Source organism: Ensifer sp. EB106-05-01-XG146 (genome assembly GCF_058791875.1).
Genome location: NZ_JBYTDX010000003.1, coordinates 1 through 13,256, shown reverse-complemented (window position 1 = coordinate 13,256; position 13,256 = coordinate 1). Strand labels below are relative to the sequence as shown.

At 58.4% G+C, this 13,256-nt stretch carries 9 protein-coding genes; 6 read left to right on the top strand and 3 right to left on the bottom strand.

Annotation, left to right across the window (positions count from 1 at the left end):
• Window positions 1–23: 23 nt before the first annotated feature.
• The 6 genes from istA to AC3WVQ_RS28590 all read left to right on the top strand — a co-directional run bounded on the left by istA (window position 24) and on the right by AC3WVQ_RS28590 (window position 8,387).
• A complete protein-coding gene (gene istA / locus AC3WVQ_RS28615; protein ID WP_492382697.1) occupies window positions 24–1,577 on the top strand; it encodes an IS21 family transposase in 1,554 nt (517 codons plus the stop codon).
• Between the two features lie 18 nt (window positions 1,578–1,595).
• Window positions 1,596–2,372: an IS21-like element helper ATPase IstB gene (gene istB / locus AC3WVQ_RS28610; protein ID WP_060521043.1), complete on the top strand. Its 777-nt coding sequence runs from the start codon at window positions 1,596–1,598 to the stop codon at window positions 2,370–2,372.
• 260 nt (window positions 2,373–2,632) lie between these two features.
• Window positions 2,633–3,556, top strand: a complete 924-nt coding sequence (locus AC3WVQ_RS28605; RefSeq protein WP_492383316.1) for a DUF2326 domain-containing protein — start codon at window positions 2,633–2,635, stop codon at window positions 3,554–3,556.
• 20 nt (window positions 3,557–3,576) lie between these two features.
• Window positions 3,577–4,305 (top strand): HNH endonuclease, encoded by a 729-nt coding sequence (locus AC3WVQ_RS28600; protein ID WP_492383315.1) that lies wholly within the window; start codon window positions 3,577–3,579, stop codon window positions 4,303–4,305.
• A gap of 771 nt (window positions 4,306–5,076) precedes the next feature.
• Window positions 5,077–5,991 (top strand): recombinase family protein, encoded by a 915-nt coding sequence (locus tag AC3WVQ_RS28595; RefSeq protein WP_060520067.1) that lies wholly within the window; start codon window positions 5,077–5,079, stop codon window positions 5,989–5,991.
• A gap of 560 nt (window positions 5,992–6,551) precedes the next feature.
• Entirely contained in the window at window positions 6,552–8,387 is a 1,836-nt protein-coding gene (locus AC3WVQ_RS28590; RefSeq protein WP_492383559.1) for a PAS domain S-box protein, read from the top strand.
• Window positions 8,388–9,562: 1,175 nt separating this feature from the next.
• On the opposite strand, the gene repC is transcribed toward AC3WVQ_RS28590, so the two are convergent.
• The 3 genes from repC to repA all read right to left on the bottom strand — a co-directional run.
• The gene (gene repC / locus AC3WVQ_RS28585) at window positions 9,563–10,807 is read right to left on the bottom strand and encodes a plasmid replication protein RepC (RefSeq protein WP_492383314.1); all 1,245 of its coding nucleotides are present in this window, start codon (window positions 10,805–10,807) and stop codon (window positions 9,563–9,565) included.
• A 212-nt stretch (window positions 10,808–11,019) separates the two neighbouring features.
• Window positions 11,020–12,036, bottom strand: a complete 1,017-nt coding sequence (gene repB / locus AC3WVQ_RS28580) for a plasmid partitioning protein RepB (protein WP_060520071.1) — start codon at window positions 12,034–12,036, stop codon at window positions 11,020–11,022.
• Window positions 12,033–13,256: plasmid partitioning protein RepA (gene repA, locus AC3WVQ_RS28575; protein ID WP_034796864.1), on the bottom strand; the 1,224-nt coding region annotated here is incomplete at its 5' end. The genes repA and repB, both read right to left, overlap by 4 nt.

The following is a 13,256-nucleotide window of genomic DNA, read 5'->3' as shown; positions in this document are numbered from 1 at the left end:
CCGATTTGAGAGGGGTGCGGGGAATGGCGAAACGGAAGCAGGCGAGACTTACTGACGTGAAGGACATTCGATCGATATTGCGACTGACGCACGAACAGGGGCTTTCGGTTCGTGCGATATCGGAACGGCTGAAGATCAGCAAAACGACCATTTCGACCTACCTGCTGCGGGCGCGTGAGGCCGGGCTGACGGGCTGGCCGTTGCCGCCTGGCCTTGACGAGGACGCTGTGTTGCAGCGTCGCCTGTTCCATCGTCGCGGCCGCCCGCCCCAGGATATGCACGCGCCTGACTGGAGCCAGATCGCCAGTGAACTGAAGCGAAAGGGCGTGACGCTGACGCTGTTGTGGCAGGAATATCGCGAGCGGCACCCGAACGGTTATGGATACACTTGGTTCTGTGAGCGCTTCGCCGCTTTCGAACAGCGCGCCAGCGCCACTTTCCGCAATCGCCACACCGCCGGCGCGGCGATGCAGACCGACTATGCTGGTCACACCGTCCCCGTCATTGATCCGGCGACGGGCGAGATCCGGCCGGCGCAGATCTTCGTCGCGGTTCTGCCGGCCTCTTTGTACACCTTCGCCTATGCGAGCTTCACTCAACGGCTGCCAGACTGGATCGAGGGTCAGCAACGGGCTTTGAGCTTCTTCGGTGGCGTAACAAAAGCGATCGTCTGCGACAACCTCAAGGCCGGCGTTGCCAAGCCCTTGTGGTTCGAGCCGACCATCAACGCCACTTTTGCAGCATTCGCCGAACATTACGACACGACGATCCTGCCGACCCGCCCAAAACGGCCGAAGGACAAAGCCAAGGTCGAAGGCAGCGTTCTGATCGTTGAGCGCTGGATCCTGGCGCGACTGAGGAATGAGCGCTTCTTCAGCCTCGTTGATCTCAATGTGCGGATCAGCCAGCTCCTCGACGATCTCAATAACCGGCCGATGCGGCGTGTTGGCAAATCCCGACATCAACTCTTCGAAGCGATCGAACGCGACGCGCTCGCCCCCTTGCCAGCAACGCCATTCGAATATTCCGAATGGAAATCGGCAAAGGTTCATCCCGACTATCATGTCGAGGTCGATAAGGCCTTCTACTCCGTGCCGCACCGCCTGATTGGCCGCCAGGTCGATGTCCGGCTCACAAGCCGGATCGTCGAGGTCTTCCATGATCACCAACGCGTCGCCAGTCACCGCCGGACGTCGCAGCGGGCTGGTCACGTCACCGTCAACGAACACATGCCCAAGACGCATCAGCACTATGCCAACACCACCCCGGCGAGCCTGATCAAGCAGGCCGCAAAGATTGGCCGCAACGCTGCGATCCTGATCGAACGGCTGATGCGCGACAGGCCCCATCCCCAGCAGGGATACCGCGCCGCTCAAGGCGTTCTATCACTCGCGCGCCGGTACGGACCTGAGCGTCTTGAAGCCGCGTGCGATCGGGCGCTGACGATCAATGCGACCAGCTATTCCTCCGTCAGCACCATCCTCAAATCCGGCCTCGATCAAGCTCCACCAGCCGCCGAGCCGGTCAAGCCAGCCCCGCCGCATGGCAACATCCGCGGCAGTTCCTATTACCAGTGAAGAAAGGAAGACACTTGAATGCTCACACATCCAACCCTCGACCAGATGCACGCACTCGGTCTATCCGGCATGGCAGCAGCTTATCGTGAACTGGCCAATCAGCCCGAGGGCAGCGATCTCAACCGCGACGAATGGCTGGGTCTGATGCTCGACCGGGAGATGGCCGTGCGCGGTGACAAGCGCCTGACCAACCGGCTTGCAATCGCCAAATTGCGCTTCCCCGACGCTTGCATCGAGAACATCGACTTCGCCGCCCATCGCGGCCTTGACCGCAGACAGCTTCTCTCCCTGGCACAAGGCGAATGGCTCAAAGCCCATGAGCACTTGATCCTGACCGGACAAACGGGAACCGGCAAAACCTGGCTTGCCTGTGCCATCGGACGGCAAGCAGCCCGCCTCGATTATTCCGTTCTCTATGTCCGAATGCCTCGTCTCTTCGAGGATTTGGCACTGGCGCGCCTCGACGGTCGGTTCCCTCGATTGGTCGACAAGCTCGCACGTGTTCAACTGCTCATCTTGGATGACTGGGGAACCCATGCGCTCAGCGATCAGCAGCGGCTGGATCTCCTGGAAATCTTCGAAGAGCGCTACCGCAGGAAATCAACTCTGATCACCGCCCAACTCCCCGTGGCGCAGTGGCACGAGATGATCGGCGAACCAACCATCGCTGACGCCATCCTCGATCGCATCGTTCACAACTCTCACCGAATTGCGCTCGAAGGCGATAGCATGAGGAAGCAAAAGCAAACCTCGCTCTTGACCGAAACGCGAAACGCCGAAATCAATAACAAATGACATCAACCAGGCGAACGAAAGTCGATCCCGCGAGACTGTCCGCGATTTAGTGAAACGACTGTCCGGGATTTACCGGAATCGCTGTCCCGTTAATCCGAAATCCGCAATCAGAAAACCATACTCAGAGGTGGCTCACTTCTCGGTGGAAAAACCGGCTCAGTTCCGCGCGGAAACCAACAGCCAGGTCTGAATTTGAACGCGCTGCCACCGAGCGGGGCAGGCTTGAAGAAACCGCCAGAAGTCTCGAGGCTCAGATCGCATTGCATGAACTCGAGGCGAAAGTCGCCCGTAGCGAGATCCCTGAACTTTCTGCGCAGAACGTGAAGGCCTCTACTCCCATATGCCCGGTCTGCAAAGTCGCAATCGACAAGGTTAGAGCTGAAGGCTGCGGTATCGCGTTGACGCAGTGTGACTTGGACGCCTTGGCCGCCACCCTTGCAGATGCCATGGGCCGTGCAGACAGTGCGACTGCGACTGCTATCGCGCTTCGTCGGCAGCAGGACGGACTGAAGTATCAGCTCGCCACCGCGGCTCAGACCACTGACCGTTTACGCGACTTGCAAGAACGCTTGGAGCTTGAGTCCAGCCATCGGTCCGAATTGGTACGCCTGGCAGAACGCGCCGCAGATATGGTTCAAGACCTCAGGCAGGAGTTGGAACAGGCCGAGCGGCTGGATAAGAAGGTCGCACATCTCGAGCAGGATCAGGACGAATTGACGACGTCCCTAGCTGAGTACCGCCAACAGAGTGCTGGCGTCGTGCACTTGGTGTCAGAGCGCTTCAGCGCCATCTTCTCACGTCTTGTGAAGACCAACGGCGGGTCGTCGGTGCGACTCGACGGCAATGGCCTGCAAGTGAAGGCCTCTGCGGACGGAACCGCCATTACCTCCTTCACGGTCGTGCTATTCGATCTTGCGGTACTTACCCTCGCGATGGAAGGCAGGACCCGTCATCCTGATTTCCTCCTGCATGACAGCCCGCGCGAGGCCGATCTTGGCAGATCGCTGTACTCAGAGATCTTCCGGTTTGCGCAATCGCTAGAGGACGTCGGACCGTCGCCGCTGTTTCAGTACATCATCACCACGACGACCGAACCGCCCGAAAAATATCGCGACGCGCCTTGGTTGCGACTGCAGTTACAAGGGTCCCCTGAAGAAGACCGCCTATTTCGGGTGGACCTCTAGTGCTGTCGCGATCGGATAGATTGCTCGCGGAGCACGTTGCTGCCCAGCAAGGCTTCGAGTTGGTCGTGCCTGCGGCTGCAGGTAACCTGACCGTCGGCAGTTCTCTTGTGCCTGGCACCATTTCAATCCAGGGAGCCGGTGCGAGCGCCTTCTTACTGGATGTCGATCTTCCGTTGGTGGCGGCGGTCTTGCGGCAAGAGTTCTCTACTGGCGATGACCAATTCGTGCGAGCGGCGGGCGAGACCGAGCTCTATAGAATACTTGGCCGCGCCTTCCAACTTTGCGGGGCATTGCCTGACAGTCCACTCAGGACATTCGAACTGGAAGTGAACGGTTTGCCCAGGACTACCGAGGCCGAACGCTTAGTGGTTCAGCGAATCGGCCAGGACATCTTTCGGAAAGCATTGGAGAGCTACTGGGATCGTCGTTGCCCTATCACCGGTGTCCAGGACGCGGCCTTACTCCGCGCCAGTCACATCATACCCTGGTCGGAAAGCACCGATGCCGAAAGGCTCGACGTTTACAACGGCATCCTGCTTGCGGCTCATTTGGACGCTGCCTTCGACAAGCACTTGATGACCATTCTCCCTAGCGGCGCCGTGACGTTCTCGTCGCGGCTCAGCGCTCCAGCCGTAGCAATTCTCAATCCGGGCAACAGAGCGCTGCAGGTCCAACTAGCTCTGGGACATGCGCCCTATCTCGATCGACACCGGGCTCGTTTCGCTGAACTACAAAGTGCACGGGTATGAGGGGGAAGAGCCAGTTGACTCATTGCACGCCCCACGCCCGTAACCTCCCCCTCCCCGTCATCTCTCTGAGCCCGAGGCTCAAACCGCAACGTCAGCCGCCGCTTCCGGCGCAATTTCCCCAACGTACCCTGACTTTGAAAGCTCCCTCTCCTTGCTCGGCCTTGAAGTCGTTAGGTGAAAGTACGGCGTCGTATTTACCGCTGAGCACTTCATTGAAATCACAAAGCAAAAGCCACACCCTGCCTCGTCTGAACCCGCCATTGAATCGCACTTGACCATCTTAGCCGATCATTAACCATCTGCATTAACGTCCTAAATTTCTCAAACGGAAACCAATAGACCATTTGCTTCCGTCATCCGGACCCTCGTTTCCGTGGCGCATCACTATCGATAGGTTTCAGGTATGGATAGTGACCGCTCCGAAAACGCAAAGCCTCAGTCCCCGGATCAGCACGGGGAGAATCACCTGCGAGATAGAATGGACTGACCGAAGGGGCGGGTCCAGTGTGTGCGCTATCCGCTTCGCATTATTCTCCATATTCTCCTTCCAATGAGTTACGACGCCTTGCGACCTCTTGTGGAGCTGCCAATTATCGAGATTTCGCCCCAGAAGCCCACTGGAGCCCTTTCGCTATCGTTTACGATCGTCTTACCATCCTCCCTTCTATATTGCGTCTGATGGCCTCCCATTCTCACTATAAAACACGCTTGCAACTTACCTGTTTCTCACACACTTTATTATCCTCAATGAAGTGACGGTTCGAAGGCGCGATGGCGAAGCAACAAACAGCTGATTTCCAACCCCTGCAGCGACTAATCGGTTACGCCCGCATGTCGACGGATGACCAAGCCAACGATACCCAGCTGGACGAGCTGAGGGGCGCCGGCTGCGATCGGATCTATCAGGAACATGGCACCGGGGTTTCGCGCGCTCGGCCTGTCTTGACCAAATTGCTGGGCGAGCTCACCTCGGGAGACGTCCTCGTCGTCGTCCGTCTCGATCGCCTGGCCAGATCCGTGAGCCATTTGCTGCAAGTCATCCGGGATCTTCAACATCGCGGGGTGCACTTTCGGTCAATCCAAGATCCGATCGATACCTCGACTCCGCAAGGCATGTTTTCCCTTGCGGTCCTCGATGCCGTCGAAAAGCTTGAGCGTTCGCTGAACGCCGAGCGAACCAAAGCGGGCATCAAGGCCGCGAAGGCTCGGGGCAGGCTGCCTGGAAACCCCGGTCTTCGAGAACGGCGGCCGGAGGCGATTGCGGCGGTTTCAAAGGCGCGGGAGAAGCTCTATCTCGAAGAGCTGATCGCGTCCGCACAGGCGTGGCTTCCGATGGTGCGACAACTCAGGCCTCAGCACAGTTGGGATAATGTCGTTCGCGTTCTCAACCGACGTGGCCAGGACTGGACCGTCGAACGCCTTCGTCGCGCCGTGCATCGCCTGGTCCGCGCAAAGCTCGCAGAAAATGATCTCCTCGCCCGATCCCCACGTCGCGCTCCCGAAGACCATTTAATGCAACTGGTGGCGGCGATCGCGATCGCCGATCCCGATCTGTCGCTTCGCGAAATTGCCGCCGAGCTGGACAAACTGGGAGAGCGGCCGAAGGGCGGCGGCAGAAAATGGATCCCCTCCTCCGTCCGAGATTTGCTGGATGAGGCCCACCGGTTCGGCCTCATCCGCCGCTGAGGCACATTCTATCAGGCGCGCGATTGCCGACATTCTGCCTACGGAATTTCTGCGACGGCGAGCCCTTGGCTGACGTGACACACTCACTCCCGAACCCGCTCTGCTTCCGTAACCGCCAGTGATCGAGTGGACGGTCTGCGCGATGCCGAACTTACAGACTAGCGCGAGCCCCCTTGCTGGGTCTGTGCCGCGGCAATTCCCTCGCCTCCCATCCCTCCTGATACGCTCCGGCCATACAAGGACAACGTCTGGCCTACCCAGGGCGGCGCGGTCGCCAAGCAAGTCGCCGCCAGGACAATGTCTGAGAGCGCCGACAGCCACGGCAGCGCAGGGATCATTCGTTATCCGGGCACACCCGCAGTCTGATGAATGATCATCGGTTCACGAACAGCGCCCACCTCCGTTCCAGCACGAAAGCACGGGGTACGGTCCATGCCGTTCCAGGCGCGGATCTGATCCGAAACGTAATCAAAGTGACCAGCAGGTTCCCTCGCTTTGCTTGTTGACCCAACCGTCTCAAAAGGTTGAAGTGCACGCCCATATCGGTGAGGAGTTTGGCCCTGAAGCGCATCAACGATTTCACAGCAGCTGGGACAATTGAGCGCCTGATCGAAACCTACAACTGGGAGGCCAGCCTTCTCGGCCCCAGGAAGCGTTGGCCAAACTGTCTCACCGCCGCAATGGATATTCTGCTGCCGGCGCAGGCCCAGATCGTGCTGTTTTGGGGCGAAGAATTCGTCGCCCTTTACAACGAAGCCTATGCGCCCACCATCGGTGACAAGCACCCTCGCGCATTTGGACGCCCTGCCCGAGAAAACTGGGGTGAACTCTGGAGTGATCTCGAGCCCCTGCTTCGACGTGTCCTCGACGGCGGGGAGACGGTCTTTGCGAAGGACCGTCCCTTCTATATCGAACGCCACGGCTACCCGGAAACAGTCCACTTCGACATCTCCTATTCTCCCGTCCGCGACGAGGAACGCCGCGTTCGTGGGGTTCTTTGCATCGTCAACGAAACAACGGACCGGGTGAAATTCGAGAGTGCATTGCAGGCGAGCGAAGAGCGACTGAGGGCGATTTTTTCGCAGTCCGCAGCAGGGATCGTTCAGACAGACCTCACGGGCCGCTTTCTCCTGGTCAACAACCGCTTCTGCGAGATCCTCGGCTATAGCGAAAGCGAGCTCTTATCGATGCGAATGCGGGATATCTGTATTGCCGGAGACATCGACGAGGCAGACCGGCTCTTTAAAACGGTGGCTGAACGCGGCCAGAGTTTCGAGATGGAGAGCCGTCTTCGGCGAAAAGATGGCAGTTTGGTCTGGGTGGCGAACTCGGTTTCGGCGCTTCGCGACAAAGATGGCGGTTTCCAGCAAGCGAGCGCCATCATCGTCGACATTACCGAACGCAAGCGCGCTCAGGACGTCGAGCGTCGCCTGGCCGCGATCATCGCTTCGTCCAACGAAGCCATCCTTGGCATTGACCTTGGCATGAAAATCACGAGTTGGAACACTGGCGCCGAGCGGCTCTATGGATATACGGCTGACGAGGTCATTGGCCGATCCGTCCTGGTCTTGGTTCCTGAGGACCGCCAGGGTGAGGAGCCTGCAATTTTGCGCCAGGTCAGCGCCGGCCTGAAGGTCGAGCCCTACGAAACGGCAAGACTCCACAAGGACGGTCGAAGCGTCCCTGTCCTCCTCAGCGTCTCACCGATCTATGACGCCTATGGCGTGATCGTCGGCGCATCGAAGATTGCGCATGACATCTCGGCCCGAAAAGACGCAGAACGCCTACAAAGCGTCCTCGTCGGTGAACTGAACCATCGGGTAAAGAACCTTTTTGCGACTGTCCTTGTGATCGCGCGCCAAACGCTTGGCCACGGCCAAATAGATGCCGCGGACGTGCGCTCATTCGAGGCGCGGCTATCTTCGATGGCACGCGCTCATGATCTTTTGACCCACGGGAGATGGGAGCAGGCCGAACTACGGGCGATCGTCGAACAGTCGATTTCACCCTATTCTCCGGATCGATTTGCGGTCACCGGTCCTTCAATCCAGGTCCCTCCAAGGGCGGTCGTGTCGATCTGCCTGGCGCTTCATGAACTCGCCACGAATGCAGCCAAATACGGCGCACTCGCGGTCGACCAGGGCCACGTCTCGATCGCTTGGACAGTACAAGCCGGGACCGAGTCTACCGCCAGACTGTTCCTGCGATGGGAGGAAACCGGAGGCCCGCCTGTGACCCCACCGACCCGCAGAGGTTTTGGATCCCGGCTCATTGAGAGCCTGTTGGCCGCCGAACTCAATGGCACGGTCAAAATTACCTATGACCCAAAGGGCGTCGTATGCGAGGTCGATGCCAATCTTCTTGGCGAATGGGATCAGCAGCCAAGCTCTCATTGAACTCGAAGCCCGAGGTGCATTTCCTGCCATGATCGTCGATCGGGTGCGCGATCGCATTAATCCCCGAGCCGGCCTCTTTTTTCCCTCACCGCCGGTGTCATCGCCACGGGGCTAGCCGGCGATAGTTTCAGGTAGCCTTTCCAGAAGCTCCGCGGCGCCTTGTTATAAGCCCTCATCACCTGCGCTTCCCAATGCCTTTGCACCCGCGCACGCAGTTGTTCCCCGGTCGCTCATGCTGAAAGAAATCCAAAAAGCGGTCCCTCTCAGCGGCGGGCTGCTGTTCGGCTTTAAGGTGTTCTACCGTTCCCATTTGCGCCGACGCGCAGTGTTTTTCGGCAAGACGTTGCGCAAGGCGCCGAGTGTTTCGCCAGCGACGGCCTCACAACGGAGCTCCCAGTGACCAGTCCAAGCCATGGAACCGTAGAACCCAAAACCCTGACAGCTGTCAGGGTTTGATGGAATTCACGCGGCAAACGGTGCAGGGGAGCACATTAAGTAGGTGCCCCGGAACTTGCGATCTGATGCACAAGGCGTCCGGCACTTCGTCACGGTTGAGGACGTTCACATTCAAAAACCCTGACAGCTGTCAGGGTTTCTCAACGGCCAGTCTGATCAACCGGCTCAACCGGAGCCCCGCTTCATCCACGACATCAGTCAATAGACGGCACCGATGAATGCTTCACGTCGCGCAGAGAAACAATCTCCCAGGTGAGAACACGCCCATAAACGCCGGTCAGGTTTGCCCGCAACCCAAACCGAGCTCACGCCACCACTCTGCCGTCAACGTGGCGATAGATCTTTGCCCCACCCGCTGCCCACACGAACACCGCCATCAGAAGAACCGGGACCGGGTTGTGTTCAGCAGATGCTTACGATCTGTGTATCGACTTCCTGGCATGGGATCGATAGCCAGCTCAGTGAAAGGGAAGGTGGGGCGAACGACCAACAAAGTCACGCTTTTCACCTTAGACACGAGCAGCCTCCATGGAGCCTGAACCCCACAATGTCCAATGGTCGAACGAGCTAGTTAAGTGACAGATGCTGACCTCACCAGGCTGGAATTGCCCCCCCATTTGAGATCGCGCTCACCATACCAAGGGAGAAGCCGTTTCTCGTCATCAGGTCCGTTTCGATCTCGGAATAAATCAGCCTCGTTTCGCGGACAGATTTCGATCTCACATCGAGACAGATGATAGCCCGGGGTTTAACCAACGGCGCCGCTCCGAGCATCCATTCGCCCTCAACAAAGCCATCAGCATCGGCCCGAGGGAGAATTCGCCACGCCGTGCCTTTGTCGTCAGGTCGCGCAGGTAACCTCCGGCCGAATTGATGTGTCCTGCCCGCTCAAGGATGCAAGCAACCGCAACAGCTGCATTTTCAGGTCCCATCACATCGCAAGCGTCCTGGTAGGCGTTCGGGCTCACTCCCAACATCGAACGCACCACAATGGCAGCGGACATCAGGTCACGCCAGTTCGATATGGCTCCATCCTGGCCATACAGTGCGATCTCGGGGCAGGCTCGCATTACCATGCTGAGCGGAAAAGCCTTGATCGGCTTGTTCACCACCCGCTTTGCTGGTTCGGATTTTGCCTCCAGCTCCTCTCCAGAGCTAGGTTCAAGTTCATATAAGGATTCGGTATGTGAATTCTGTATGTGGCGCTCATTTTGAGCATCATTGCTGCTCAAACTTCCGGAATTATCCAAAATATCCAATTGATTGACGATCTCCGAGCAAAGTAGTTCCATCTCGTCGAGGATCGGTGTCAGGTCATGGATGGTTGGGGATCGCGGTATCCGGGCAACGAGAGCCTGATAAATACCTTCGATCTTTCTCCAATCGCCGCTCGCCCCTTCTTCAATTGCTGCTGAGATGAGCTTGCGGGCGTCGCGTCTACGGATCGTGAGCGCTTCTTTGGTTTTCCGAAGCAAGGCGTGCTCGGCGGCCACCTGCTGCGCCAACTGCGCAAGTTCCTCCGATCGGGCGAGAAGTGGGGAAAGATCGAAACCGAAAGCATCCTGAACATCGCCAGCCCTGTCCTTGCGGGCGTAGCGCTTCCCGTTCGCACTGTCTTTGCGATTGATCAGTCCGGCATCAACAAGCGCTGCCAGGTGCCGCCGCAGCGTCGCGCCGGCAATACCGTGCGCACGCACCGACAGTTGGGCATTCGACGGAAAAACGATGAGAGACTCTCCCTGTCGGAGATAAGTCTCAGGATAGAAGCTCAAAAGCGCGTCAAGGACGGCAAGAGCACGATCCTGTAGCCCAAGATGCGCCCTGGCTTCACAGGCATCCCGGAACACTTTCCATTTGTCGGCCGATTTGTTCGGCCGGATCTCGATGGACGCTTTTTGTCGCTTTAACAGCGCAAGCGTCATCGGCCGCCGCCCAAAAGGCGTCGTTACACTTCCACTTTGCATCTTCCTTCACCCTTCAGAAGGCAAAAGATGTCCGCTCACCCAATTCGGTGCCAAAAACTCTTGACTGGGATTCGTGGAAATGCGATTCTCAGATTGTCCAGATATGAGAGAGGCTTCCACGACGGCAACGTTAAGGGGGCCTTTTTCTTTTGCGGTATTCCTTTCCGTATTTTCCTTGTCGAATAGACCAGCTGACAGCTTGTCTATAACGTCTAGCTTTGACGCTCACGCGAGAAGCGTTCGATGAGAGCCGGCAATTCGTCGCCGACGAACTTCACGAAGTCCTGACCGAGCGGGCCATCTGCAGAAATCCGAAGCTCCTTGGTCGAAATCTTCCAAGAGCCGAGCTTCGATCCTGCATGGTCCAGAAGGTCACGGCTGTCCTCCCGCGCAGGGCTCGAGGGCTTTATTGCCTCGAAAGCACGCTGGAAGCGTTGATCCGATAGGGAGCCGCGTTCACGTGCATGCGAGAGCACCTTCCGCACCACCTCAAGCGATCCAGGATCGCTTGCGATCGTTCTTGCAAACTCTATCCAGCGCGGCCGACCCACTTTGGGGGCACGTCCAATCGCTTCGATCACGTCTGCCGGGATCGTTCGATAAACGCCGCGCATTCGAGCAAGTTCTGCATCCGCAATCGACAGTGCCGCATAGATGTTGCGGGCCTTGATGCCGGCGTCATCCATCCGCGATGCAAACAATGTGCGCTCGATCCAGGTCAGATCTTGCCGGCTCGCGTTCTCGATGCCTTGTGCGACGACGAGATCGAGATCGGAGATGTCGACCTCGAGCGCGCGAACGTTCCGCAGAAGTTCCTTGGCAGCACGCCAACGCCGGTGACCGTAGACAATCTGGTAGCGCCCTGCAGACGAGGGATGCTGCCGAACCTGGATGGGGACCTTTTGGCCCTCGGCCTCGATCGAGCGTTTGAACGTCTCGAAATCGCTGCCGTCATCATCCGACAATCGGTCCGGGTAGGGGGAAGGATCGATCAGCGCGGGATCGAGCTCAAGGACCGTTCCGCCGCCGGCTTCGACGATTGCCTTCAAACGGTCCCGCTCTGCCCTGATGTCATCGATCGCGCGGTGCGCCGCGCCGACAACGCCAGCCCCGACGCGCGGCGACGGGGCTGGTGGCGCAGGTTGCGGATCGTCCGCGAGCTTGTTCTCCAGTTCTTGCGACAGCAGACCGAAGCTCGCGACAATTGATTTGCGAGATGACTTGCTCATGTCCGCCCCCAGCTATCGTTGATAAGGCGGATAATGGCCTCGTTGACCGAATCGACTGCTTCACGGGCGCGCTTATGGGTGTCACGACCAATCTGGCCCATTTCGAGCTCGTAAATCGAGCGCTTGGCGAGGCCCGCGGCTTCGACGGCCGTGCTTTCGATGGCGGTCGGCAAGAGGACGTCTGTCCCGAACATATGTCGCAACATCGCAACGACCTGCGATTGCGGCGCATCGTTCGGGTCATGCCGTGTCACGAGATATCGAATGAAATCCTGGTCGAGCTGGGCGCCGCTTTCATTCAAGACGCTGATCAGATCGCCCATCATCAGCAAGAACTGGCTCATGGATGCCACGTCCAGCATCGCAGGATGGACCGTGATGACCATACTGGTTGCCGCATAGATCGCGCTTAAGGTCAAGAAGCCAAGGGAGGGCGGGGTGTCCAGGATGACGACGTCGTAGTCCTGTTCGACGTCTGCCAAGGCAAGCTTCAGGCGCTCGAAAAAGATCGCGCCAGAGCTCGACTTGTTTGCCAGAACACGAGGCGTTTCGTGCTCGTATTCCATGACTTCAAGGTTGCCCGGAACGAGATCGACGCCATCGAAATAGGTTTTGCGAATGATGTCCTTGATCGGTCGCCGCTCGGCGTCATCGTAGCGAAGCGCTGCGTAGATCGTTTCGTTCGCACCGACATCGATTTCCGGCTGCGCACCGAACATTGCAGACAGCGATGCCTGGGGGTCAAGATCGAGTGTGAGGACGCGATAACCATGGAGGGCAAGGTAATGCGCCAGATGAACACACGTGGTGGTCTTGGCACTGCCGCCCTTGAAGTTCGCGATCGCCAGCACCTGGAGGTGCTCACCCGGTCGGCGGCGAGGCAGGAAGCGGAGTGCTTCCGCAGGCTTCTGCTTGGCAAACAGCTCTCGCAGTTCGTTGATCTGTGCGAGCGTGTAGACGCGATGGTTGTTCTCAAGGCGGCCCGGCGTCGGCCCGCGCCCTTCCGATGACATCAGCTTCAGGGTCGAATCCGGTATGGACGTCAGCTTCGAGACTTCGTTCGTCAGAAACGACCTCAAGGCCTTTTCCGACCTCGGCGGGTACATCCGTGTCCGCAGTTGCTGCAGCTGGTTCGACAAAAGACCGGCGTGCCGCAAGATCTTTGCGGCTGCGTCTTCCTTGAGTTGAACGTCATTTTCTGCGCGTTGAGCTATCGCCAT